At 61.4% G+C, this 24,216-nt stretch carries 27 protein-coding genes and 1 tRNA gene; 10 read left to right on the top strand and 18 right to left on the bottom strand.

All coding sequences use genetic code 11. The annotated features are described in order from the left end of the window. Nucleotides 1–3: 3 nt before the first annotated feature. From phoU to R1T45_RS13620, 4 genes are all read left to right on the top strand, one after another. Complete coding sequence (gene phoU / locus R1T45_RS13635; RefSeq protein WP_067628605.1) at nucleotides 4–711, top strand: phosphate signaling complex protein PhoU; 708 nt, start codon at nucleotides 4–6, stop codon at nucleotides 709–711. Between the two features lie 4 nt (nucleotides 712–715). Continuing rightward, nucleotides 716–1,405, top strand: a complete 690-nt coding sequence (gene phoB, locus R1T45_RS13630; RefSeq protein ID WP_067936042.1) for a phosphate regulon transcriptional regulator PhoB — start codon at nucleotides 716–718, stop codon at nucleotides 1,403–1,405. Between the two features lie 183 nt (nucleotides 1,406–1,588). Continuing rightward, nucleotides 1,589–2,026: a type II 3-dehydroquinate dehydratase gene (gene aroQ, locus R1T45_RS13625; protein WP_120351085.1), complete on the top strand. Its 438-nt coding sequence runs from the start codon at nucleotides 1,589–1,591 to the stop codon at nucleotides 2,024–2,026. Beyond that, on the top strand, nucleotides 2,026–2,781 hold the full coding sequence (locus tag R1T45_RS13620; protein ID WP_067936045.1) for a LuxR family transcriptional regulator: 756 nt from the start codon (nucleotides 2,026–2,028) through the stop codon (nucleotides 2,779–2,781). The genes aroQ and R1T45_RS13620 overlap by 1 nt, the downstream gene beginning before the upstream one ends. Before the next feature lie 307 nt (nucleotides 2,782–3,088). Here the strand turns inward: R1T45_RS13620 and tsf are convergent, their stop codons facing one another. The 5 genes from tsf to R1T45_RS13595 form a co-directional block, all read right to left on the bottom strand. Next, a complete protein-coding gene (gene tsf, locus R1T45_RS13615; protein WP_120351087.1) occupies nucleotides 3,089–3,964 on the bottom strand; it encodes a translation elongation factor Ts in 876 nt (291 codons plus the stop codon). A 98-nt stretch (nucleotides 3,965–4,062) separates the two neighbouring features. Next, nucleotides 4,063–4,938, bottom strand: coding sequence for a 30S ribosomal protein S2 (gene rpsB / locus R1T45_RS13610; protein ID WP_067629648.1), 876 nt, complete (start codon nucleotides 4,936–4,938; stop codon nucleotides 4,063–4,065). A 155-nt stretch (nucleotides 4,939–5,093) separates the two neighbouring features. After that, nucleotides 5,094–5,930 carry a lysophospholipid acyltransferase family protein gene (locus R1T45_RS13605; protein WP_132443391.1) on the bottom strand — a complete coding sequence of 279 codons (837 nt, stop codon included), beginning with the start codon at nucleotides 5,928–5,930 and terminating at the stop codon, nucleotides 5,094–5,096. After that, nucleotides 5,927–6,685 (bottom strand): GNAT family N-acetyltransferase, encoded by a 759-nt coding sequence (locus R1T45_RS13600; protein WP_317389325.1) that lies wholly within the window; start codon nucleotides 6,683–6,685, stop codon nucleotides 5,927–5,929. Before R1T45_RS13600 ends, R1T45_RS13605 begins: the two co-directional genes overlap by 4 nt. Nucleotides 6,686–6,833: 148 nt before the next feature. Then, the gene (locus R1T45_RS13595) at nucleotides 6,834–7,019 is read right to left on the bottom strand and encodes a DUF3553 domain-containing protein (protein WP_067262087.1); all 186 of its coding nucleotides are present in this window, start codon (nucleotides 7,017–7,019) and stop codon (nucleotides 6,834–6,836) included. A gap of 29 nt (nucleotides 7,020–7,048) precedes the next feature. Between R1T45_RS13595 and R1T45_RS13590 the strand changes: the two genes are divergently transcribed. Beyond that, nucleotides 7,049–7,651, top strand: coding sequence for a histidine phosphotransferase family protein (locus R1T45_RS13590; RefSeq protein ID WP_317389324.1), 603 nt, complete (start codon nucleotides 7,049–7,051; stop codon nucleotides 7,649–7,651). Nucleotides 7,652–7,654: 3 nt separating this feature from the next. On the opposite strand, the gene R1T45_RS13585 is transcribed toward R1T45_RS13590, so the two are convergent. The 8 genes from R1T45_RS13585 to R1T45_RS13550 all read right to left on the bottom strand — a co-directional run bounded on the left by R1T45_RS13585 (nucleotide 7,655) and on the right by R1T45_RS13550 (nucleotide 14,773). After that, nucleotides 7,655–8,920 (bottom strand): glutamate-5-semialdehyde dehydrogenase, encoded by a 1,266-nt coding sequence (locus tag R1T45_RS13585; RefSeq protein WP_120351091.1) that lies wholly within the window; start codon nucleotides 8,918–8,920, stop codon nucleotides 7,655–7,657. Nucleotides 8,921–8,953: 33 nt separating this feature from the next. Beyond that, complete coding sequence (proB, locus tag R1T45_RS13580; RefSeq protein WP_317389323.1) at nucleotides 8,954–10,060, bottom strand: glutamate 5-kinase; 1,107 nt, start codon at nucleotides 10,058–10,060, stop codon at nucleotides 8,954–8,956. After that, nucleotides 10,048–11,082 carry a GTPase ObgE gene (obgE, locus tag R1T45_RS13575; RefSeq protein ID WP_317389322.1) on the bottom strand — a complete coding sequence of 345 codons (1,035 nt, stop codon included), beginning with the start codon at nucleotides 11,080–11,082 and terminating at the stop codon, nucleotides 10,048–10,050. The genes proB and obgE overlap by 13 nt, the downstream gene beginning before the upstream one ends. Before the next feature lie 30 nt (nucleotides 11,083–11,112). Further along, nucleotides 11,113–11,649 (bottom strand): GNAT family N-acetyltransferase, encoded by a 537-nt coding sequence (locus R1T45_RS13570; RefSeq protein ID WP_317391095.1) that lies wholly within the window; start codon nucleotides 11,647–11,649, stop codon nucleotides 11,113–11,115. Between the two features lie 295 nt (nucleotides 11,650–11,944). Further along, a complete protein-coding gene (rpmA, locus tag R1T45_RS13565) occupies nucleotides 11,945–12,214 on the bottom strand; it encodes a 50S ribosomal protein L27 (protein WP_007119633.1) in 270 nt (89 codons plus the stop codon). 12 nt (nucleotides 12,215–12,226) lie between these two features. Further along, complete coding sequence (locus tag R1T45_RS13560) at nucleotides 12,227–12,916, bottom strand: 50S ribosomal protein L21 (protein ID WP_067624931.1); 690 nt, start codon at nucleotides 12,914–12,916, stop codon at nucleotides 12,227–12,229. Between the two features lie 205 nt (nucleotides 12,917–13,121). Beyond that, on the bottom strand, nucleotides 13,122–13,931 hold the full coding sequence (locus R1T45_RS13555; RefSeq protein WP_120351096.1) for a DUF2059 domain-containing protein: 810 nt from the start codon (nucleotides 13,929–13,931) through the stop codon (nucleotides 13,122–13,124). Further along, a complete protein-coding gene (locus R1T45_RS13550) occupies nucleotides 13,931–14,773 on the bottom strand; it encodes a DUF2059 domain-containing protein (protein ID WP_409202454.1) in 843 nt (280 codons plus the stop codon). The genes R1T45_RS13555 and R1T45_RS13550 overlap by 1 nt, the downstream gene beginning before the upstream one ends. 145 nt (nucleotides 14,774–14,918) lie before the next feature. On the opposite strand from R1T45_RS13550, the gene R1T45_RS13545 reads away from it, so the two are divergent. The 4 genes from R1T45_RS13545 to R1T45_RS13530 all read left to right on the top strand — a co-directional run bounded on the left by R1T45_RS13545 (nucleotide 14,919) and on the right by R1T45_RS13530 (nucleotide 18,179). Further along, nucleotides 14,919–15,008, top strand: a tRNA-Ser gene (locus R1T45_RS13545). 223 nt (nucleotides 15,009–15,231) lie between these two features. After that, the gene (locus R1T45_RS13540) at nucleotides 15,232–16,086 is read left to right on the top strand and encodes a universal stress protein (protein WP_317389321.1); all 855 of its coding nucleotides are present in this window, start codon (nucleotides 15,232–15,234) and stop codon (nucleotides 16,084–16,086) included. Between the two features lie 29 nt (nucleotides 16,087–16,115). Beyond that, nucleotides 16,116–16,529 (top strand): cytochrome c, encoded by a 414-nt coding sequence (locus R1T45_RS13535; RefSeq protein ID WP_317389320.1) that lies wholly within the window; start codon nucleotides 16,116–16,118, stop codon nucleotides 16,527–16,529. 120 nt (nucleotides 16,530–16,649) lie between these two features. Further along, on the top strand, nucleotides 16,650–18,179 hold the full coding sequence (locus tag R1T45_RS13530) for a PAS domain S-box protein (RefSeq protein WP_317389319.1): 1,530 nt from the start codon (nucleotides 16,650–16,652) through the stop codon (nucleotides 18,177–18,179). Here R1T45_RS13530 and R1T45_RS13525 read toward each other — a convergent pair. Then, complete coding sequence (locus R1T45_RS13525; RefSeq protein WP_260009174.1) at nucleotides 18,176–18,910, bottom strand: response regulator; 735 nt, start codon at nucleotides 18,908–18,910, stop codon at nucleotides 18,176–18,178. The genes R1T45_RS13530 and R1T45_RS13525 overlap by 4 nt on opposite strands. 156 nt (nucleotides 18,911–19,066) lie before the next feature. Between R1T45_RS13525 and R1T45_RS13520 the strand changes: the two genes are divergently transcribed. Then, the gene (locus R1T45_RS13520) at nucleotides 19,067–19,750 is read left to right on the top strand and encodes a helix-turn-helix domain-containing protein (protein WP_317389318.1); all 684 of its coding nucleotides are present in this window, start codon (nucleotides 19,067–19,069) and stop codon (nucleotides 19,748–19,750) included. 52 nt (nucleotides 19,751–19,802) lie between these two features. Here the strand turns inward: R1T45_RS13520 and ccoS are convergent, their stop codons facing one another. Genes ccoS through ccoG form a run of 4 tightly spaced genes read right to left on the bottom strand, consistent with a single transcriptional unit; the run spans nucleotide 19,803 to nucleotide 24,170 of the window. Then, on the bottom strand, nucleotides 19,803–19,994 hold the full coding sequence (gene ccoS, locus R1T45_RS13515) for a cbb3-type cytochrome oxidase assembly protein CcoS (protein WP_067628064.1): 192 nt from the start codon (nucleotides 19,992–19,994) through the stop codon (nucleotides 19,803–19,805). Further along, the gene (locus R1T45_RS13510) at nucleotides 19,991–22,111 is read right to left on the bottom strand and encodes a heavy metal translocating P-type ATPase (RefSeq protein WP_317389317.1); all 2,121 of its coding nucleotides are present in this window, start codon (nucleotides 22,109–22,111) and stop codon (nucleotides 19,991–19,993) included. The genes ccoS and R1T45_RS13510 overlap by 4 nt, the downstream gene beginning before the upstream one ends. Beyond that, on the bottom strand, nucleotides 22,108–22,584 hold the full coding sequence (locus tag R1T45_RS13505) for a FixH family protein (protein ID WP_317389316.1): 477 nt from the start codon (nucleotides 22,582–22,584) through the stop codon (nucleotides 22,108–22,110). Before R1T45_RS13505 ends, R1T45_RS13510 begins: the two co-directional genes overlap by 4 nt. Then, on the bottom strand, nucleotides 22,581–24,170 hold the full coding sequence (gene ccoG, locus R1T45_RS13500; RefSeq protein WP_317389315.1) for a cytochrome c oxidase accessory protein CcoG: 1,590 nt from the start codon (nucleotides 24,168–24,170) through the stop codon (nucleotides 22,581–22,583). The genes R1T45_RS13505 and ccoG overlap by 4 nt, the downstream gene beginning before the upstream one ends. Between the last annotated feature and the right edge of the window lie 46 nt (nucleotides 24,171–24,216).

The following is a 24,216-nucleotide window of genomic DNA, read 5'->3' as shown; positions in this document are numbered from 1 at the left end:
ATCATGTCAGATCAACACATTGCATCAGCATTCGACCGCGATCTGGAAGCGGTTCAGGCCCAGATCCTCAAAATGGGCGGCTTGGTCGAAGACGCCATCCGCCGCGGTGCCCAGTCACTTGAAACCCGCGACGAAGAGCTCGCCAATGAGGTGCGGGCAGGGGACAAGGCCATCGACGGGCTGGAAGAGCAGATCAACGAAAGCGCCGCCCGCGTTATCGCTTTGCGCGCGCCCACGGCGATTGACCTGCGGCTGACATTGAGTGTCATCAAGATTAGCGCCAACCTCGAACGTATTGGCGACTATGCGAAAAACATGGCCAAGCGCAGCAGCGTGCTGAACCAGATGGAGCCAGTCAGCGACAGCACCGGTGCGATCCGCCGCATGGCCGGCGCAGTTGAGGCGATGCTGAAAGACGCGCTTGATGCCTATATCCAGCGCGACGCCGATCTTGCGCGTGACGTGATCACCCGCGACGAAGATGTCGACCAGATGTATAATGCGCTGTTCCGTGAATTCCTGACCTTCATGATGGAAGACCCGCGCAGCATCACAGCCTGCATGCACCTGCATTTCATTGCCAAAAACGTCGAGCGTATGGGCGACCATGTCACGGCCATCGCAGAACAGGTCGTCTATCTGGTGACCGGTGAGACGCCTGAGGACGACAGGCCCAAGGCCGACCGCACCTCGATCACCACGAAGGACTGAAACCATGGACGTGACCCGGCCACAGGTTTTGCTGGTAGAAGACGAACCCGCGCAACGTGAGGTATTGGCCTACAACCTCGAAGCCGAAGGCTTTGAGGTGCGGCGCGCCGAGGATGGTGAAGAAGCCATGTTGCTGGTGTCAGAGGCCGCACCTGATCTGGTGATCCTCGATTGGATGATGCCCTTAATGAGCGGCATCGAAGTCTGCCGCCAGTTGAAGTCGCGAGAGAGCACTCGGCATATCCCGGTCATCATGCTCTCGGCGCGATCCGAGGAAGTGGACACCGTGCGGGGCCTTGAGACCGGCGCGGATGACTATGTCATCAAGCCATACAATCTGCGCGAACTCATGGCGCGTGTGAGAACGCAGTTGCGGCGCACACGACCTGCAGCCGCAGGCGCGCTACTCAGCTTTGATGACATCCAGCTTGATCCAGAACGCCATCGCGTAAGCCGTGCGGGCAATGAACTGAAACTGGGGCCAACAGAATATCGGCTGCTGACAACGCTGCTTGAGAAACCCGGCCGCGTGTTCAGCCGCGACCAGTTGCTCGACCACGTTTGGGGCCGCGATATCTATGTCGACACGCGCACTGTGGACGTTCACATTGCACGACTGCGCAAGGCGTTAACCCGTGAAGGCGGTGGTGATCCAATCCGTACCGTACGGGGCGCGGGCTACGCCTTGGGCTAAGGCATTCGGTTCACCCTTAGGACGCCATTTATTTACATAATACTGATTATGAGTTTTACATATTACGGTATTGGCCCCGTTGTTGCGATCTTCTCGCCACAGTAGCACCTCAATGCCACCTGACGCTGGACAGCGCCAGTTTCGCTCCGCTAACACTATCTAGATGTTTTAAAGCGAGTGATTATGGCCTCTGTACTTATTTTGAACGGCCCGAACCTGAACCTGTTGGGCACGCGACAGCCTGAGGTCTATGGCAAGACGACCTTGGCGGATGTTGAGGCTCTCTGCGCGGCGGAAACTGCGCGGCTGGAATTGGAGATGCAGTTTGCGCAGTCCAATCACGAAGGCGCGTTGATCGACTTGATCCATGAGGCCCGTGGCCAACATGCTGGTATCATTCTGAATGCTGGCGCCTATACGCATACGTCGATCGCGCTGATGGATGCCATTGCCTCTGTCGAACTCCCTGTGGTCGAAGTGCATTTGAGTAATATCCATGCCCGTGAGAGCTTTCGCCATAGGTCCTACATCGCCCCTGTGGCCATCGGACAAATCTGCGGTTTCGGTGTACACGGCTATGTTTTGGCCATCCAAGCCCTTCAACGTTGTATTGTAAGCTAATGAATTTGCGCGATTATCTTCATCAAATCGCGCATAGCCCGACAATCGAAGAACTCTGGGATGCCCATACACGACAGATGGCTGACTATGGGTTTGACCGGCTGATCTACGGGTTTACGCGCTACCGAACGCCGACATCGCTGGGGGATCCGGCGGATTTTGTTATTCTGAGCAATCAAAGCCCGGAGTATCTTAACGGCTATCTTCATAGCGGGCTGTACTTCAACGCGCCTATGCTCAGATGGGCGCTGAACAACGAAGGCGCTTGTAGCTGGGGCACCCTGCCCGAGATCACGCATGGCGATGACCTGTCGGAGTCCGAGAAACGGGTGGTTGATTTCAACGCGCGGATGGAGGTGACCGCGGGCTACACGATCAGTTTCCGTTCAATCTCGGCGCGGTCCAAAGGCGCGATCGCCTTGACGGCACGGCGCGGCCTGACCCAAGACGAGGTCGATGCGATCTGGGACGAGCATGGCGCCGACATTCAGTTGATGAATGAAATCGCGCATCTAAAGATCCTGTCCCTGCCCTATAGCAGCCCCAACCGAAGCCTTACGCGGCGCCAGCTAGAGGTACTGCAATGGGTCGGAGATGGCAAAACAACGCAGGACATCGCTCTGTTGATGGGTCTGACAGCCCCCACCGTCGAAAAACACCTGCGCCTCGCCCGAGAAGCGCTGTCGGTTGAGACGACAGCTCAGGCGGTGCTGAAGGCCGCTTTTGCGAACCAGATGTTTGTGATGGATCCGTAATATATTAGGGTATGGAATACCTTACTGGCACCTCAGGTAGTAGATGGCCATGGTCCGCCAGTATCGCGGGTGTTCGCATCAACGGTACGACGGGCTTTAAATCCTTGTAATACCAAGGCGCTTTTGGGCCCGCCGGTTTCAGTCAGGTTTATTTTTCACCTGGCTGACCGGATCCCTACCCATCCCCAGATACTCTTCGTTCACGGCCCCCGCCCTGCGCATTGGCAGCGCCGCCATGCGTATCCCTCCAACGAAAAAGGGCGGCGCATTGGAATGCGCCGCCCCATATTCAGCATGACGAAAAGGCTTAGCCTTTCGCGGCTTTTGCCACTTCTGCTGCGAAGTCTTCTTTGATGACCTCGATGCCTTCGCCAACTTCCAGACGCACGAAACCGGTGATGGTCGCGCCCGCTTCTTCGGCAGCTTTGCCGACGGTCAGATCAGGGTTCACAACGAAGGACTGGTTCACCAGCGTCACTTCAGACATGTACTTCTGCATCCGGCCGGTGATCATTTTCTCGATCACGGCTTCGGGCTTGCCGCTTTCACGGGCGATGTCCATCTGAACTTGCTTTTCTTTCTCGACCACGGCTGGGTCCAGATCAGCTTCGGACAGCGATGCAGGGTTCACAGCGGCGATGTGCATCGCGATCTGCTTGCCCAGTTCTTCGTTGCCACCGTTCATGGCGACCAGAACACCGATCTTGCCCATGCCGGGCGCGGCTGCGTTGTGCACGTAAGAGACAACGGTCTCGCCTTCGATGCTCTGCATGCGGCGCAGGGACATGTTCTCGCCGATTTTGGCGATGGCGTCGGTCAGCGTGGTTTCAACGGATTTGCCATTGATCTCAGCCGCTTTCAGCGCTTCGACATCGTCCACTTTCAGCGCTGCATCGGCGATGTTGCTGACCATGGACTGGAACTCGGCGTTCTTGCCAACGAAGTCGGTTTCGGAGTTCACCTCAACCGCGACACCGCGGCTGCCTTCAACCTTGACAGCCACAAGACCTTCGGCTGCGGTACGGCCGGATTTCTTCGCCGCTTTGGCAAGACCTTTGGTGCGCAGCCAGTCAACGGCGGCTTCCATGTCGCCGTTGCTTTCTGTCAGTGCCTTTTTGGCGTCCATCATGCCCGCGCCGGTGCTGTCGCGCAGTTCCTTGACCATGGATGCTGTGATTGCCATCTCTTGGTTCTCCTTTGGAAATCGGGTTCAGGCCCAAGGCCCGCTACTGGTGGAAATCGGGGCAGGTTACCCTGCCCCGTGTTTCAGGTCCGTGACGCTTAGCCTTCGGCTTTTGCGACGGTCTCTTTCTTGGATTCGATGTCCAGCGGCGCGTCTTTGCCCATGGCATCGTCATGCACGGTCTCTTCGGATGCGTTGCCGATTTCGACGCCGGTGCTTTCTTCGCTTACGGCTTCCTCTTCGGGGGCTTCTTCCATGGCGCCCAGATCAACGCCTGCCGCACCCAGCTGAGCGGACATGCCGTCGAGAGCAGCGCGCGATGCCAGATCGCAGTAAAGCGAGATGGCGCGGGCCGCGTCGTCGTTGCCGGGGATGATGTAGTCAACGCCGTCGGGCGAGCAGTTGGTGTCAACCACGGCCACAACTGGGATGCCCAGTTTGTTGGCTTCGGCGATGGCCAGTGCTTCTTTTTTCACGTCGATGACGAAAAGCAGGTCAGGACGGCCGCCCATTTCGCGGATGCCGCCCAGCGATGCTTCCAGTTTGTACTGGTCACGCTCCATACCAAGACGCTCTTTCTTGGTCAGGCCTTCAAAGCCGCGCTCGGACTGCTCATCGATGTTTTTCAGACGGTTGATCGACTGCGAAACGGTCTGCCAGTTGGTCAGCGTGCCGCCGAGCCAACGGTGGTTCATGTAATACTGTGCGCATTTCTCTGCGGCTTCGGCGATCGGCTGAGCAGCCTGACGCTTGGTGCCAACGAAGAGAACACTGCCGCCTTTGGCGACGGTGTCACGGATCACTTTCAGCGCATCGTCCAGCATAGGAACGGTTTGCGTGAGGTCCATGATGTGGATGCCGTTGCGTGCGCCGTAGATGTACGGGCCCATGCGGGGGTTCCAGCGCTGTGTCTGGTGACCAAAGTGTACGCCTGCTTCAAGCAGTTGGCGCATGGAGAACTCAGGAAGAGCCATGTCTTTATACCTTTCCGGTTTAGCCTCATCGGGGGTATGACAGCGTCATGCTGCCAACCGGCGGACGTTTTGGGATTTCTCCCCAAAAGGCCCAACCCCGACTGCGGGTTCAAGTGGTGCGCATATATGCCAGCGCGCGCCGCAGCGCAAGGGGCTTATTGCAGGCCCGACCGGGGATCGGCATGCCCTGCCCGCACGATCGCCTCGCAATGTTGCGCCAGCGCCTTGCGCCCCGCGAAATCGGCTACCGGAAGCGGCGGGTGATAGACCACCTCGACCGCACCCTGTTTTCGCGCGGCCAGTGTCGTCAGCAGATGCGCCCCAAATGACATATCCCCCCACCATCCATAAAACCGCGGGTCTTCGCCCTGAGGCGCATGGTAGATCACACTCACCGGCTGAACCGCGATCTCGTCACGCAAGGCCGGGTCGAAAAAAGCCTCAAAAAGGGTTGTTTTGAAGGGCAGCACTTGCAGCCCGTCGGTGCTGGTGCCCTCTGGGAAGAACAGCAGCTTATGCCCCGCCAACAGCCGTGTCCGAAAAACCTCTGTCTGGCTGCGCGCCTCGGCCCGGTCGCGGCGGATAAAGACCGTCCCCGTCGCCCGCGCCAACCAGCCGATGCCGGGCCAGCCCGCGACTTCGGATTTGGAGACGAAATAGATCCGTTTGGCCGCGTTCAGCGCGAAAATATCCAGCCACGACGTATGGTTGGCCACCACCGCGCCGCGCCGCTCCATCGGGGTGCCCCGCCTGACAAAGCGCATGCCAAGCACCCAGAATGCGGCTCGGCATACCATTTGCGTGATATGGGGCGTGATGGGCCGGTGCAGGCCGAAAATTGGCCGCTCGATCAGCCGCAACAGCAACAAGACCACCAGCCCGCCAAAAACCAAAAGCGCCAAGAGCACACCGCGCAGCGCCACGCGCAACATCCCCCCAAGGGTCAGGTGCCGCTTGGGCGGTGGCTGGTCACTGTCCCAAGTCGTGGTCATCCTGCGCCTCCGCCATAGAACCGTGTCTGACGCGCGCTCATCTGTTTCGTGTCCAAGATCAGGCAGACATCCGTGGTGTTAAAGGCACGGTCGATATAGGCCCCCTCGCCCACGGTGCCGCCCAGCCGGAGATAGGCTTTGATCAGGCTCGGCACGGCCAGCATGGCTTTGCGCCGGTCAAGCTCGGCCTCAGGGATCAGGTCCATCGGTGTGATTTCACGGGCGCGCACGCGCAGGTCTGCGGGCGCCAAGTGCCGATGATGCAACAGCGAAAGCGGTTCGGCCAAGGCGGCCGTATCGGTGCCGTGAAAACTTGCCACGCCGAACAGAACCTCGATCTCATGCTCGGCCACATAGCGCCCGAGCGCGGCCCAAAGGTGGTGCATCGCCGTGCCACCGCGATAGGCAGGATCAAGGCAAGACCGCCCCAATTCCAATAGTTTACGTCCCGAATTCTTCAGCGGTGTCAGATCGTATTCCGTCTCTGAATAGAACCCGCCTGCCCGCGCGGCCATATCCCCGCGCATCACCCGGTAAACGCCCGCAAGCTTGTCTTTACGCAGATCCGTCAAAAGCAGATGATCAAAGTAGGGGTCGAACCGGTCTTGCTCCAGCCCGGCGGTGTGATCGACCATCGGCCCGCCGCCGCCCAGCTCTTGCACGAAGACATCATAGCGGAGCCGCTGCGCGGCCTGCACATCAGCGTCCGTCTGCGCCAGTCTGACTTGAAAATCTGCTGCAACGCCCCGCGGCATCGGCCAATCCTATGCCCGAAATGAAAGTCTTCGCCTGATAGGCAATCGACTGGCAAGGCGCAACAGTTGCAAGGAAAGTGAAAACCGGTTACTCTCCCTCTGGTTGCTTCAAAGAAAATTTCTTCCACCATTAAGGATTTAGAAAGGGTCATCCCTCATCAAAGACCGGCATTAATTCCAAACGAAAGCTATCTATGACCACCTTACCCTGGTCACGAAAGTTGACCGTCACCTTGCCGCCGATGTTGCTTTGCACTTGGCCCGTGCCCCATTCGGGATGCTGCGGGTGCATGACCAGCATGCCCGGCGTCAGCAGCGCGTTCAGATCATCCATGCCGTTTCCAATCATCCTAAGGGGCCACCATGGACCAATTTAACATCGACCTGCCCGCGCTGATCGGCAGCCGCATCTGCCACGACTTAATATCGCCAATCGGCGCCATCAACAACGGGCTTGAACTGCTTGAAATGGCTGGCACCGGGGCCGCACCGGGGCCAGAGCTTGCCCTGATCGGCCAAAGTGTCGAAAGCGCCTCGGCCCGTATCCGGTTTTTCCGCATCGCTTTCGGGGCCGCTGGCGATCAGACCATGGGCCAGAATGAAGTGACATCGATCCTGCGCGATCTCTATACCGCCTCACGGGTTGAGATTGACTGGCAGATCACAAGCCCCCAATCGCGCAACTGCGTGCGAATGGCGTTCCTATCGCTGCTTTGTATGGAGACGGCTTTGCACCATGGCGGGCGGATCACCATTACCGTAGAGGCTGGCCAATGGCGTCTGCATGCCGAAGCCGACAAGATCGCGATAGACCCCGCACTTTGGGCGCTATTGTCTCAGCCGAATCCAGACCAGTCGCTACAACCTGCACAGGTCCAATTCGCGCTCTTGCCCATTTTGGCCCAAGCGCAGGGGAATGAAATCACAGTAGACAGCGCTGACACGGTCCTCACCCTGTCTTTCTAAGGGTCAGCCGCGCACCGTTCCCGCGCCCCGAACGAGGTACTTAAAGCTCGTCAACTGCGCCGCACCGACGGGGCCGCGGGCGTGCAGTTTGCCCGTCGCGATGCCGATCTCCGCACCCATGCCAAACTCTCCCCCATCCGCGAATTGAGTGGAGGCGTTGTGCATCAGAATCGCCGAGTCCAACCCGCTGAAGAATTCCGTCGCTGTCTCAGTGTTCTCGGTCAGGATGCAGTCCGTATGGCCCGACCCGTACTGGCGAATATGGGCCATGGCAGCCTGGACATCGGGCACGACGCGCGCCGCCACGATCATGTCGAGGTACTCTTGCCCCCAATCCGTCTCGCTCGCCGGAACCGTGCCGGGGATATCCTGCAGTGCCGCATCGGCGCGCACTTCGACACCGGCATCGATCAAGGCCCGGATCACACCTTTGCCAATGGTCTTGGCGATACCCTCGTGGATCAGCAAACACTCCGCCGCGCCGCAGATGCCCGTGCGCCGTGTCTTGGCGTTCAGCACCACTTTAAGCGCTTTCTCAGGGTCGGCCTCGGCGTCGATATAGATATGCACGATCCCTTCAAGATGGGCAAAGACCGGCACGCGCGCCTCACGCTGTACCAACCCAACAAGCCCCTTGCCGCCCCGCGGCACGATCACGTCGATGGTATCGGTCATGGTTAGCATTTCACGCACCGCCGCCCGGTCGCGTGTGGGCACCAGTTGCACCGCATCCTCGGGCATGCCCGCATCCCGCAACCCCTGTTGTAGGCAGGCGTGGATGGCGCGGGAAGAATGAAAGCTCTCAGACCCGCCGCGCAGGATCACCGCGTTACCGGCCTTGAGGCAAAGCGCCCCCGCGTCTGCCGTTACATTCGGACGCGATTCATAGATCACGCCGATCACGCCAAGCGGGGTCCGAACACGCTGGATGTTTAGCCCCGAAGGCTGGTCCCATTCGGCGATGATCTCTCCCACTGGGTCGGCCTGTTCCGCGACCGAGCGCAGCCCGTCGACCATGCTGCGAATGCGGTCTTCGTCCAGCATCAGCCGGTCCATCATCGCATCCGACAGTCCCTTATCGCGACCAAAGTCGAGATCCTGCGCATTGGCGGCGATGATCTCGGCCCGGTTCTTCCAAACGGCGTCGGCGGCGCTGATCAATGCGGCATGTTTACGCTCTGCCGTGGCGCTTGCCAGACGCGCTGCTGCGGCGCGGGCGCGGGCCCCGATATCGGCCATCAATTTAGATATATTTTCGATGTCACTCATAGCCTTATGCCCCTGTCTTAATCTTGCGCGCGCCTAGAGCGCCATGTCGTCCCGATGAATCAAGGCCGCCCGCCCGGGATAGCCCAGCAGGGCCTCGATCTCTGCGCTTTTGTGGCCCTTGATCTGCCCGATCTCTTCGGCGGAATAGCGGCTGAGACCATGGCCCACGGCATGCCCCGCCGGGTCGTACATGGCGATGCTGTCACCGCGCTCAAAACGGCCTTCGACAGCCGTCACCCCCGCGGGTAACAGCGATGTGCCCCGCGCCAGGGCCGCGACCGCGCCGGCGTCCACAGTGACCGCCCCGCGCGGTTTCATCGCGGCGATCCAACGTTTGCGCGCGGCCTGCGGATCGCTCTGCGCGCTGAACCACGTGGCATTCGCCCCACCTTCAAGTGCCGTGAGCGGTCGCATGACAAAACCATCGGTGATCGCCATCGCGCAGCCTGCCGTGGTCGCCGTGCGCGCGGCCATCAGTTTGGTCTTCATGCCACCTTTGGACAAACCCGACCCGGCATCGCCCGCCATCGCCTCAATCTCGGGCGTGATACTGTCGATCACCTCATAGCGTCGCGCGGTGGGATCCTGCGAAGGATTGGCGCTGTAGAACCCATCCACATCGGAAAGCAAGATCAACTGGTCCGCCCCCACTGTCACCGCGATCTGCGCCGCGAGACGGTCGTTATCGCCAAAGCGGATTTCATCGGTCGCCACCGTGTCATTCTCATTCACGATCGGCACGACGCCGAGCGAAAGCAACTGCTCAAGCGTGGCGCGGCTGTTGAGGTATCGGCGACGGTTGGCGCTGTCTTCCAGCGTGACCAAGACCTGCGCGGTCGTGATGCCATGGGGGGCGAGCACCTCTTCGTAAGCTCGCGCGAGGCGGATTTGCCCGACAGCCGCCGCCGCCTGTGCTTGCTCCAGCGCCAAGACAGTCGGCGGGAGGCCCAAGACACCCCGTCCAAGTGCAATTGAGCCCGAGGAAACCAGTACAACGTCGCAGCCCAACCCTTTGAGCCACAACACATCTTGCGCCAATCCGGTCAGCCAATCCCGGCGCAAATTGCCGCTGTCGCGGTCCACCAAAAGGGCGGAGCCGATCTTGATAACGACACGGCGGGCGGTGCTTAGGGTTGCCAAGGCGTGTCTTCCTCGGTGGTGCGGAAGCGGAGGCGGTCGTCATCGATGTTTTGGCGTAGGGTCCGCAACACTTCGGTCACGCCTTCACCGGCGACACTGGACATCATCATCACCTCGCCGCCGCAAGCTTTTTCCAAGTCACTCAAACGACTTGCCCGCTCTTCTTCATCCAGCGCATCAACTTTATTCAACACCGTGACGCGCGGCTTTTCCGCCAGATCGCCACCATAGGCTTCCAGCTCGCCGATGATGGTGTGATAATCTTCCGCCACAGTCTCGGACGTGCTGTCGATCAGGTGTAGCAACACCGCGCAACGCTCGACATGGCCTAGGAAAAGATCGCCCAGCCCGCGCCCTTCGGAAGCGCCTTCGATAAGGCCGGGAATATCGGCTACGACGAATTCTGTGTTATCGACACCAACCACCCCAAGGTTCGGGTGCAGCGTGGTGAAAGGGTAATCCGCAATCTTTGGCCGCGCGTTCGATGTCGTGGCGAGGAAGGTCGACTTACCCGCGTTCGGCAGACCCAAAAGCCCCACATCGGCGATCAGCTTGAGCCGCAGCCAGAGCGTACGGTCGACGCCCTCTTGGCCCGGGTTTGAGCGGCGCGGCGCTTGGTTGGTGGCGGATTTGAAGTGCAGGTTGCCCCAGCCGCCATTGCCACCACGCGCTAGCTGGACGCGCTGGCCCAGCTCTGTCAGGTCCGCGATGACCGTTTCTTGATCCTCGTCGAGGATCTCCGTGCCGACGGGCACACGCAGGATGATGTCATCGCCATCCTTGCCGGTGCGCTGTTTGCCCATGCCGGGTTGCCCGTTCTTGGCAAAGAAGTGCTGCTGATAGCGAAAATCGATCAGCGTGTTCAGCCCATCCACTGCCTCGGCCCAAACCGAGCCGCCGGTGCCGCCATCGCCGCCATCCGGACCGCCATATTCGATGTATTTCTCGCGTCGGAACGACACACAGCCGCCGCCCCCGGCACCGGATCGGATATAGACTTTGCACAGGTCGAGAAACTTCATGGTCTTGCCTTTCAGGCGCGGGAAACGGAGCTACAGCTTGCAGCTATAGGTCCATGTGGGTACGGCAGCATCGCGGGCCAAGCAATAGGTTTCCGCGTCGCCGAGATAGACAAACCCTGCGTTGGTGAGCACCTTGGCCGAGGCCGGGTTGTCATGGAAAACAGAGGCAAAAAGCGCGTCATTGCCCAAGGGGTTGGCATCCACCAAAGCCTGCACCGCGTCGGAGGCCAGATGGGTGTTCCAGAACGCCGGGGCGACCCAATAGCCGATTTCGGATTGGTTGCGGTCGAGCCGGGTGAGAGAGATCACCCCCATGACCTCGGAACTCTCCGCGCGGCTGCCATCCATGACCCAGACGTCTTCTTCCCGGTCATCCGACATTGCGCGGGTCACATAGGCTTCGACACTGCCCGGCGGCAGCGGATGCGGGATAGAGGATGTCGCATTGGCGACCCGAGGGTCGCTGGCATACATCTCAATCATGCCCATATCCGACCGGCGCACCGGGCGTAGGTCAAAACGCTCTGTCTCAATAACTGGTTGGTTCACAATCGCTTCCAACTGCATCGTCATGTTCCTCCTCCGAACAGACTGGATTGGGGGCTTTGGTCCAAGCTGGCCGCCCCTGCCCCGATGAGGCACAAACAGCGCTTCGGGGCGTTGATACATCCGACATATTCCTCCCTGCCGAATGTAACGACTTTATCAAAATTCGGCCCTGTCCCGCCAAGAACGGTAAAACGATCTGACAGGCCGTCGAGCCTTGAACTGAAAAACAAACGCATGGGACATGTCCCGGAAAAAGAAAAGGGACCGGCGGTATCGCCGATCCCTGATTTTTTCAAACCCTTTGGGGTACGGCTTATTCAGCGGCCTCCGCGCGTGGCAAAACCGAAATAAACGTGCGGTTTTTCAGACCTTTGTGGAAGGTCACAGCGCCGTCGACGGTTGCAAAGATCGTGTGATCTTTGCCCATGCCAACGCCGTTAGCTGGCCAAAACTTGGTGCCGCGCTGACGCACGATGATGTTGCCAGGGATAACGGCTTCGCCGCCATATTTCTTAACGCCAAGGCGACGACCAGCTGAGTCGCGCCCGTTACGGGATGAACCGCCTGCTTTTTTATGTGCCATCTCGGTCTCTCCTTAGCCTTTGGTCTTTTCTTTGGCCTGATCGACCCAGCCTTCACGCTGGATACGGCCTTTGAAAGACAGTTTCTCGTCAACTTCAGCGATATCCGCTTCGGTCCATGCTGCGATCTGGGCAAAGGAAGTGATCCCCGCTTCGTGCAGCTTCTTCTCAAGTGCCGGGCCAACGCCGCTCAGCTCTTTCAGGTCGTCGGTGCCTGCGTCGGCTTTCTTGGCCTTCGGCGCGGCTTTTTCGGCTTTCGCCTTAGGTGCGGCGGCCTTCTTGCTCTTGGCTGGCTTTGCAGCATCATCGGACTTGCCGGTGATCGCAGCAACAGCGGCAGCGCTTACTGAGCCGGTGCCGATGGCAGCAGCAACGCCCGACTTATCCGCGCCCGAAGACAGGATGTCGGTGATCTTGATCAAGGTCAGTTTCTGACGGTGACCTTTGGTACGCTTGGAAGAGTGCTTCCGGCGACGCTTGACGAAGTTGATAACCTTTTCGCCTTTGATCTGGTCAACGACTTCGGCCTGAACGCCTGCATCTTTAACCATAGGCGCGCCGAGCACGGGACTGTCGCCGCCGAGCATCAGAACTTCGTTGAACTGGACTGTTTCACCAGCATTGGCCGCAATACGTTCAACCCGCAGCATATCGCCGGATTGCACTTTGTATTGCTTGCCGCCTGTCTTGATGACCGCAAACATGCGTCTTCCTTTTCTGTCATCCGCGTTCTGTGGCCCCCGCTTGGGAGTTTGTGGATGGCTTTCCGGCCAATCCGCCTCGAACAGCGCGCCCTTAGGGCGTCATTAAAAATCAATCCCTAGGACGGATTACCCGCCGGGATGCGGGCTTATCTTCGGAATGGCGGGACAAGTCAAGTAGGTTTTCGCGCTCAATTCTCTGCCCCTGTCAGAGGCTTTCGGCCACCATATTCAGGGCCAGAGCACGCCCAAGCCCGTAAGAGATATCCTCATAAGCCCGGCCAAACCCGTCGAAAAGCGCCCGGTTGAGGGCACGCCCGGCGCCTGTCTCGGCAAATTGAGCATATTGTGCAATCTCGGCGTCGCGCAGGGGGTGATAGGCCAGCAGCAGATAGGCGTGCATCCAGACAGAGGTGTCTTCGGTAACCGCCTCCAGCTCGGCGCCGACCTCGGCCAAGAGGTCTTCGTCACTGTCTTCCAAGGCGCCACCGTCGCGCATTCCGCGCAGGAACTGGAAATTGCTGTTGAGCGCCGTGCTGACATTGCGGTCAACCATATCGGCGGCGTCGATCAAGCGGCGGATCAGAGCGACCCGTGGATCATGATCCCCGGCCAATACGCCATAGTGCGCCCGCGCGATCTGCTCCACTTCCGGCTCGGCAATGGCGGCACGGCCCGCGTTCTCCAGCCCGACGATCCGACCGCCCAATTCCGTTGAATAGAAGTCAATCGCCTGCTCGACTTCGCCAGAGGTCATCGTCTCTTCCAGTGCCCGGCGCACCATTTCGACCATGCGCCCGGCGTCATGGATGCTTTCGACCTGCATCTGCCAGCCCGGACCGCCCTGCCCGCCCAGCATGTCTTGGTTCAGCATCTCGGCATGGGCCTGCCCCTCGTCACTGAGGATCACCGCCGCTTGCCGAAGCTCCAACAAATCGACAAGCACGGTCATGCGCGCGTCGGCCCAAGCGGGCAAAGCCAGAAGCCACAGGAGTGGCGCAAATACCCAAGCCCGCATTAGAGGTCCTGACTGGGCTGCATCGCCGCGAGCCGGGTGGCCACGGCCTCGAACCGATTGGCCATGATCTCATATTGGACCGCGTTCATCAGCGTATAAACCTGCTGCATCTCGGGATGCTCAAGCGCCTCGGCATAGGCGAGCAGATCGTCGTCTGAGAAGGATTGATAGGTGTAGGCCGCGTTGGCCAAAGCATTCGCGGCAATCTGAGCGCCCAGTTCATCGGCCTGCGCGCGCATCGCTTCGCGCAGGTCAGGCTCTTCCATCTGCAATTCGATCACCCCGGCGCCCGCGGCGGCCAAAAGGAAGCGAATCTGCACCTCTTGAATGGCCCGGACCGAGATCTCTTCGACATCGCTGGCGACATTCAAACGCCGCAGTGTTTCCAATCGCGGCGAGCCAATGCGCTCAAGCCCCGCCACAATCGCTGCACCGCTTTCCGCCTTCAGCCCGTCATCCTCGGCCATATGCGCCTTGTTCTCTACGGCCACCAAACGCTGGCCCAGATCGCTCGCATAGAAATCGGCGGCATGATCCAGCAGATCGTCGCTCAGCGTTTCCGAAAGGATATCCATCGCCATGCCGTGCATCAACTCGGTGTCAAAGACATCCCGCACCAGCCGCGACCATTCCGAGCCGAAATCCTCGCTTTGCAACCCCAACATCTCGGGCGCGGAATCGGCTGAGAGGCGAATGCTCTCTAACGCCACGTCAAAGCCGGTCACTTCCAAGAACCGCTCCAACGCGCCGCGCTCTGCCGCCCGTAGCGGCACGGCAAGGGCGACAAGCAGCATCATCGCCATGACGAAGGGGGCTGCGATCAATCTATTTTGGCGAAACATGGGCTGTCCTTTCGCGGAATTCTGCCTTTAAACTTAGGCTGTACCAGCCCCGGCACAATGAAAATCCCCAAACTTTCCCTTGATGCGCAAAACCCCTCTTGCCACTGCCTGAAAAGGCGACTAAACGGACCCCCCAGACCCCCGCGGAGAGGTGCCGGAGTGGTCGAACGGGGCGGTCTCGAAAACCGTTGAGCCTTCACGGGTTCCCAGGGTTCGAATCCCTGTCTCTCCGCCACTACCGCCTTGAGAGTAGTGACTTTTTATCCGATCGATAATGGATGACGATATGCTGAATATCGCTCAACCCCAGTAGGCGCTGGCGCGTTTTTCTAGCCCCTCGTATGCCCCTTCACAGCACCTCCGCCGCCAAGTGATCCCCACACCTCCAATTGATCCAGATCAATGCAGCTTCCCCGTCGCCGCCCCATACTGGCCACGGTCACATGAGGAGCGCCGCTATGCAAAATACCACACTGACAGTCGTTCTCGGGGTCAACGCCCGGCCCGACCAGCTAGAGACCCTCGCGCGCGAGGCGCAGACCCATGGCGCCCATCTGATCGTTCTTCTGCTCAGCGAAACCGCTCCGGTGCCGGTCTATTCCATGGGCGTGGGAGAGCTCAGCACCTATTCCCTTCCCGCTGGCTGGCAATCGGATGTGGATGAGGCCCGCGCCGCGGTCGAAAAGCAGCGCAAGGAATTTTCGCAGTATCTCAGCGACCAAGGCGCCAGCGCAGATGTCCGCGCGGTCTGTGGTGAAGCCACGGCCCTACGAAACACCGTCGCGCGGGCGGGGCTCACCTGTGATGCGGTGCTTATCGGGACGGGCCTGCGCGAAGACGCGCGCTTGTTCGAAGACATCGTCCATGCCGCACTGTTCGATTCCGCTGCCCCCGTCTTGCTGAACATATCGAACCCACAGGCGGCTCTGGCCCCGCAATCGGTCTTTGTGGCACGGAAAGCGGGCCTCCCAGCCACGCGGGCGATCCGGGCGGCTCTGCCAAGCCTGCGGACCGCGCGGGAGGTGACTGTGGCGCTCTTCGATCCGGTCTCGATCTCTGCCTATGACGGGGAAAACCCCGGCACAGATGTCGCGGCATGGTTGACCCACCAAGGGTGCCACGTCGCGGTGCAGCAATATGCAAGCGGCGGAGAGGACATCGCTACCGCGATCGTGAAGCGCGCCAAGGAAACCGGCGCCGAGCTGATCGTCATGGGGGCCTATGACCACTCCCGCCTGCGCGAAAAGGTTTTTGGCGGCACGACCCGCAGCCTGATTGAACAAAGCGCCTTTCCTGTGCTTCTGTCGCACTAATGCCCGCTGATACAAAGGACCTGCTGCACATGCGCCCTTGTTTAACCGCCTTTGTCGGACTGTCCTGCGCCCTTCTCGCTGCCTGTTCAGACGGGTCTTCCGAAGATGCCGACCGGGTCCGCGAAGGGCAGCGGGTCTATGCAAAGGAATGCGCCGCCTGCCACGGTGCGCGGGGCGAAGGGGCTGGCCCCATGTCGCTGCAGCTTGATGTTGTGCCGCCTGACTTGGCTGGGCTGAAACAGCGCAATGACGGGTATTTCCCGCGCGAATTTGTCAGCCGCTTTGTCATGGGCCAGCTTGCAAAAGACGATACTGCCTCCCCCATGCCCGACTTTTCCGCCGTTGGGCTGCGCCATGTTTACCCCAATGGCGGCGCGGATGGGGAGGTGCTGGAAACCGATTTCGCCAATCTGCTCGATTATTTGGAAGCGATCCAGTGGTAGTGTAGTGGAGATCTGGGGGCAGGCACCCGCCGCGGCCCTGACCGCCCTCTCCATTGCGCCCAAGCCCTTAGCCGCGCTATCGCATGCCCTGCCCCGCATCCCCACAAACGGACCCCGTGCATGAAGATCAACGATGAAAGCCCCGTTCTGCTGGCCCTTCTGGACGCCGCCGTTGACGCCATGGTGGTGGCGGATCGCGCGGGCAATATCCTGCGGGTGAACAAGGCCGCGGCGGCCCTTTTTGGCCATTCGGTCGAGGCGTTGGTAGGGCGAAACGTGCGCATGCTGATGCCGGGGGATATGGCCGTTCAACACGACGGCTTCCTGCGCCACCACCTTGATACCGGCGAGAAACGCATCATCGGCGTGGGCCGCGATGTCGAAGGGCTGCGCGCCGACGGCAGTGTTTTCCCGCTGCATCTTTCCGTGGGCCGTGCGGATATCTCTGGCGAGGTCGCCTTTGTCGGCATCATGCACGATCTGTCGCGCAGAAAGGCCGCCGAAGAGGCCACCGCCCGCTCGCAACGGATGGATGCCATTGGCCAGATGACCGGCGGCATCGCTCATGATTTCAACAACCTGCTGACGGTGGTGATTGGCAATCTGGAACTGCTGGAAATGTCGGAAACCTCTGCCAAAAGCGGCGCGCTGATTTCCGACGCGCTTGAAGCCGCAGAGATCGGGGCAGACCTGACCTCTCGTCTGATGGTCTTTGCCCGCAAAAGCACGCTGAACGCCGCGGTGATCGACCTTAACGCCGAAGTCTCCAAGGCCGTGGCGATGCTCAAGCGTACCATCCATGGCCATATCGCGGTCGAGACAGCCTTTGCCGAGGATCTCTGGCAGGCCAAGGTGGACGCCACCCAACTCCAGACCGCCGTCTTGAACATCGCGCTCAATGCTCAAGATGCCATGCCCTTGGGCGGTAAGATCACGTTGGAAACCCGCAACATGCAGCTTGATGACACCTATGTCGCGCAGGAGATCGGCATCGACATGGGCAACTACATCCGCCTGTCGATCGCCGATACGGGGGCGGGCATGTCCCCCGAAACCCGCTCCCGCGCGATGGAGCCGTTCTTTTCGACCAAGCCGGTCGGTCAAGGCACGGGGCTGGGCCTGTCGATGGTTTACGGCTTCATCAAGCAATCCGGCGGGCATATCGCGATTTACAGCGAATTGGGCAAGGGCACGACGATCAGCCTCTATTTTCCGGCGCTTAAAGACAGCGCACGGGCGCGCCCCGTATTGAGTGAGGACCCCGCGCGGCACGCCGCCATCGGCAGCGGCCTGCGCGTGCTGCTGGTTGAGGATGACCCGATGGTGCTGCGTCTGTCCGAAACCCGGCTGAGAACGCTGGGATTCGACTGCGTTACGGCAACGACCGGCGATGTCGCTTGGGACATCCTTCAACGGCGCGACGACATCGATGTGGTCTTTACCGATCTGGTGATGCCCGGCGAACTTTCGGGCCATGCCTTGGCCAAACGGGTCGCGCAAGACATGCCCCACCTGCGGATATTGATCACCTCAGGCTTTTCCGAAAACGTCCTGCGCGGAGAGGAGGAGACCCATGCCTTCGCCATCCTGCGCAAACCCTACAGACAGGCGGATTTGGCCGAGGCATTCCGCAGCTTGCTGCAAGATTAATCCGCGCTTTCGGCAGGGCTTTCTGTCAGCACATAGCCGACCCCGCGCACCGTCTTGATCAACTGCGGGTGGGCCGGATCACGCTCGACTTTTTTGCGCAGCCGCGCCACTTGGTTGTCGATTGTCCGGTCCAAAGGCGCCCAGTTCTGCCCGTCGATCAGGTCCATCAGCCGGTCGCGCGACAGCGGTTTCTTCGCGTGGGTTAGAAAGGCGGCCAAGAGTTTGAAATCAGCCGTGGTCAGATCACCCTCCTGCCCGTCACGGCCCAGCAGCAGCATCCGGTCGAGGTTGATCTTCAACCCATCGAGCGTAAGCCACGGGTCGTCGCTTTGCGGCGCAGGCGCGCCCGCCTCGCGTTTGCCACTGCGCCGCAGAACCGATTTCACACGGGCCAAAACCTCTCGCACATGGAACGGCTTGGTCAGGTAGTCATCCGCGCCCAGTTCCAGCCCGACAACCCGGTCGATCACATCGTCTTTGCCCGTCACCATGAAGATCGGCACGTCATGGTCGCGCTGCAGCTCACGCGCGATGTCCAGCCCGTCTTCGGCGCCGAGGTTGAGATCCAAGGTCACCAGATCAAAGGCTTCCGCCGCAAAGGCCGCCCGCACGCTTTGCGCGTTATGCGCCTCGGTCACAAGGTAGCCATCGCTCTCAAGGCAGCGCCTCAGAAGCGTTCGGATCTTGGCATCGTCATCAACAACAAGGATTTTTTTCGCGGTCACAGCCATCACCCACAAAAGCTGCGCTTGTATAGTCCGCAACCCAAGCGAGCACCACCCGCAGCACCACCCCCTGCGACAAAGCGTTACAAACGGATACAACACCGCAGGTCTTGCTGCGACATACACCTGAGAATGTGACCGCGCCCCAGAAAGGACGATCGCATGTACGTGACGCTATCAAACGAGTTCACTCCCGCAGTCAAAGTGCCAGAGATACAGCTTTGCCCCCGCGCCCCCGCCGCGCAACCGCCTCGCAAGCGGCAGGCGGTCGGGACGCATCTGTTTCGCGAAGGCGACATCGCCCATCATATCTATGAGATCACCTCGGGTGTCTTTCGTCTGACCCGCGTGCTGGGCAACGGGCGGCGGCAGGTCATCGCCTTCGGCCTGCCGGGCGATATCATCGGCTTTCCCAATGGCGCGCTACATCACAGCGATTGCGAGGCGATCGAGGCGGCGGAGGTGATCGCACACCGCCGCCATTCGCTCGACGATTTCGGCGGAGACAACGACACGCATAAGCGGCTGTTGAACGCCGCCCTGCGTGAGATCTCGGCGATGCAGGATCACTTCATGATGCTGGCCCGCAAATCCGCAATGGAAAAACTCGCGTCCTTTCTGATCACGCTGGCGGAGCGCAACGGGCGGCCGATCGGCAATCACACCACCTGCACCCTGCCCATGACACGCGGCGACATCGCCGATTTTCTGGGCCTGACGATCGAAACCGTCAGCCGCACCCTGACCCGCCTGCGCAAACAGGATATCATCGCGCTTGAAACCTCTCAGACGGTCCTGATCAAGGACATGGAGGCGCTGATCTCGGCCTCGCAGGCCGCTGACTGAAAGCAATCTGCCACAGAACCAAAAGCGCGGGTTTCGACCCACCCTTTGCGCTTCAGGCCGTTTTGTCCGGCCTAGGGTTCTGTCGGTCCTCGCCATTGGGCACCTCCCCATTCTCCAGCAAAATCCGCGCGGCGTCGCCTTCCAGATCATCGTATTGCCCATTGCGCAGCGTCCAAAGACAGGCCGCAAGACCGGCCGCGCCAAGGCAGATGGAGACGGGGATCAGAACGATCAGGATATTCATCGGCGCACCGCATTCAAAACCACGAGGATAGAGGAGGACGACATCACCGCCGCCGCCATCAGCGGGGTGGCAAAGCCCATGACCGCCACCGGGATCGCAACCGCATTGTAGGCCGCGGCCAAGGCCAAGTTCTGCCGGATGCGGCTGCGCGCCCGCCGCGCCAGACGCAACGTATCCTCCACCGCAGATAGATCACCGCCCAGCATCACCCCGTCCGAGGCGACCCGCGCCGCATCCAGTGCCGTGGCCGGGGCAAGGGACGCATGGGCCCCCGCAAGAGCCGCCGTGTCATTCAGCCCATCGCCCACCATCAGCACCCGCCTGCCCTGCGCAGCCATATCGCGGACCAGATCGGCCTTATCCTCAGGCCGGACGGCGGCATAGACTGTGGCAATGCCCAATGTACGGGCCAAGATAGCCGCCCGCTGCGCGGTATCGCCGGTGACCATGGCAACCTCCAGCCTCCGCTCTTGCAGCGCGCTGACCGCTTCTGCGGCACCGGCGCGGGGTGTTTCAATCAGCGGCAGGGGGATGCAACGGTCTGGCAGTTGCAGCTCTGGCCCATCCTGCCCCCGGCGCAAGGAAACCGGCGCGCCGTTCCACAGACCGTTGATCCCCTGCCCCGGCACCTCTCTCAATTCGCGCAACTCGCCGGGCATATGACCCTGCAGCGCCGCCGCCAGGGCGCGTGACGCCGGATGGTCCGACGCCTGCGCGAGGGCAAGTGCCACCGAAGCCGCGCGCGCATCAATAGCGGGCAGACGCGCCACGCCTTCAGTCAGCGTCCCGGTCTTGTCGAACAGAACCGTGTCGATCTCGGCCAAACGCTCCAGCGCCGTGGGGGATTTCAGCAGCACGCCCGCGCGGAACAAACGCCCCGTCATCGCCGCCGTCACCGCCGGAATGGCCAGTGCCAAGGCGCAGGGGCAGGTGATGATCAGCGTCGCCGTGGCCACCGCGATCGCCTGATAGAGGTCCCCCGTCAGCCCCCACCAAACGGCGAATGCCAGCGCCGCCAAGCCATGCACCACCGGCGCGTAAAGGCGTGCCGCCCGGTCCGCGATCCCGCTGTAGCGGTGCTTGCCCGTCTCGGCCACTTCGACGAGGGCCGCAAGGCGGCGCAGGGTGCTGTCCTCGGCGCGGCGGGTGACGCGCAGGTTCAGCGGCGCGCCGAGGATCACCTCGCCCGCACAGATCGCCCCGCCCGCCGCTACGGCAACGGGGTCGGCCTCTCCGGTCAGGGCGGAGCGGTCCACCATCGCGGCCCCCAAGGCCATGCCGTCCACCGGCGCGCGGGCCCCGGCGGCAAGGGCGATGCGGTCGTCGGGCATCAAGGCGCTCACCTCCACCGTCTCACGGCCCTTTGCGGTCAGACGGGTGGCGCGCGGCAGTTCCAGCGCCGTCAATTCCGCCGCGGCAGAGCGCGCCGTCGCCCTTGCGCGGTGCTCAAGGTAGCGGCCCACCAGCAGGAAAAAGGTCAGCGACAGCGCCGCGTCGAACCATGTATGCGCCCCCGTGGCGGCACAAGTTTCATAAAGTGAGGTGGCCGCCGCCAGCAGGATCGCCAGCGCAATCGGCACGTCCATGTTCATCCGTCCGGCCCTTAGGGCGACCCCTGCCGAGGCAAAGAACGGCACCGCGGAGAAGGCCAGAGCAGGCAGCGCGATGGCCGCGGAAACCCAGTGAAACATCTCTCGCGTGATATCGCCCGCCCCGGACCAGACCGCGACGGAAACCGCCATCACGTTCATCATGGCAAAGCCCGCGACGGCGGCACGGGCCAGCAGACGGCGGCCTGTGTCATCCCCCGCCGGGCGCAGGGCGGTCGCATCCAACTCATGTGCCTCAAAGCCCGCATCGTTCAACGCCTGAAGCGCCGCGCTGGCGTCATATCCGGGCATCAGGACGATCCGCACCCGCTTGGCCCCAAGGTTCACCCGCGCGGTTTTGACTGAGGGCATTCGGACCAAGACCCCCTCGACCCCCGCAATGCAGGCCGCGCAGCGGATCTGTGGCAAGGCGAGGTGAAGTGCCTTGTCGTTCTCCGCAACCCGCTGCGCTGCGGCCTCGGCCGAGGGGGCGGCTGCGACACAGCCCGGACAGGCGGCAACGGTCATGGGGTCACCCGCAACGAAATGCGGCGGCGAAAGAGCGTGCCATCGGCGGCGCGCATCTCGATCCGGAGGTTCCAGTTGCCAGCGCCTGCGGTGACCGGGGCCACCCATGCATGGCCATCCCACGCGAAGGCAGGCGTCATGTCGTCCGCCACAGTGGTCGCACGGCCCAGTGTCGCCGCGATGATCTCGGGCCGTACCACCGCCTCTCCAGCGTTCTGCACCGCCAAGCGCAGCGCGGTGGCGGTCAGCTTTGTCTCAACCATCCAGCCCAAAGCCTCTTGCGCCGCGCGGTCCGTGTCGAAATTCTGCGAGGCGATGTAGCTCGACTCGGTTTCCTTGCCCGGAAAGGTGCGCACCGCGTTGAACGCAAGCGCGAGGTTCACCGCGATGATGATCGAAAAGCCGCCCACGAAGATCGCCAGCACATGCCAGCCTGTGAGGGGGCGTTGCCTTTGCAACTCTGCTGCGGTCATTGGCTGTCCTTTCCATTGAAAATCGTATCGCCAAAGGCCCGCTCGCCTGAGCGGATATCTTCGACCCAAAAACGCAGACCGCTGCGCGGCGCTGCGGCGACTTCGGTCTGCGGCGGGGCGATCACATAGACCCGTTGCAGGCGGGTGGTGTCGGCGGGCACAGCAACCACCGGATCAGGCGCCCCCTCGATGCTGAGGCCCAAGCCATGGTCCCCCGCGAGAGACAGCCGGAACGCCCGCGCCTCCCCATGTTTGTTGCGCAGACGGATGTCATAGGCGTTGCGGATCGATCCATCCGACAGGGTAACGAAGGTCGGGTTGCGCACCGGGGCGATGGTCATGTCGATCTCGGGCCGGATGAACAGGGCCACGACAAGCGCCACACCGATGGTGGCCCACGCGGCGGTGTAGATAAGCGTCCGAGGGCGGAAGACATGCTGCCAAAGCGGCTTGGGCTGCCACGGAGGCTGGATGGCCCCGGCGACATCCCCCGCCGGTGTCTCGGCAAGGCCCGCCACGGCGGCGCTCGCCTTGGGCGCAGTAGGCGGCTCATCATCCAGCGCGAGGTAGTCGATCAGCCCGCGCGGGCGGCCGATCTTGGCCATCACATCGTCGCAGGCGTCAATGCAGAGCGCGCAGGTGATACATTCCATCTGCTGGCCTTCGCGGATGTCGATCCCCATCGGGCAGACCGCGACACAGGCGTTGCAATCGATGCAATCGCCCAAGACCTCTCCATCCCGCGATTGGCGGTCGCCTGCGGTGTTTTTGTCCAGCGCCGCGCCGTAGCGCGCCACCGCATTGCCGCTGCCGATCGCCTCTGCCGCCGCTTTCTGGCGCTTTACCCCGCCCTTGCCGCGCGGCTCCCCCCGCCATTTGCGGTAGCCGACGGTCAGCGTGCCGGGGTCCATCATCGCGCCTTGAATGCGGGGCCAAGGGCACATGTAGATGCAGACCTGTTCGCGCATGAAGCCGCCAAAGATAAAAGTCGTGGCGGTCAGCACGGCAATGGTGGCATAGGCGACGGGGGCGGCTTGCAGGGTCACTAGGTCGCGCGCCAGACTGGGCGCATCGGCAAAGTAAAAGACCCAAGCCCCGCCCGTGGCCACCGCGATCAGTAGCCAGACCAGCCATTTCGCCCCCCGCAGCCGCGCCTTGCGCAGGCTCCACGGCGCGTTGTGCAAACGAATACGGGCGTTGCGGTCGCCCTCGATCCAGCGTTCGACGGTCATGAAGAGATCGGACCAGACGGTTTGCGGGCAGGCATAGCCGCACCAGACCCGACCCAGAGCGGAGGTGAACAAGAACAAGCCCAGCCCCGCCATGATCAGCAACCCGGCCACAAAGTAAAACTCATGCGGCCAAATCTCGATCCAGAAGAAATGGAAGCGCCGGTTGGCGAGATCAACCAGAACCGCTTGGTCCGGCAGGTTCGGCCCCCTGTCCCAGCCAATCCACGGGGTGACGTAATAGACCCCCAGCGTGAGGATCAGGATCACCCATTTTAACCGGCGAAAGAAGCCGCTCACCCGGCGGGGAAAAATCGGCTCTCGTGCGGCAAAAAGCGGGGGGGCGGCGTTGGACATCGGCGGTATGCTCCGGGGGTTACGTCTTGCGGCCTACACCCGCGGG

It is taken from the genome of Sulfitobacter sp. LC.270.F.C4 (assembly GCF_032922545.1).
GTDB lineage: Bacteria > Pseudomonadota > Alphaproteobacteria > Rhodobacterales > Rhodobacteraceae > Sulfitobacter > Sulfitobacter profundi.
This window is presented reverse-complemented; position numbering and strand designations above follow the sequence as displayed.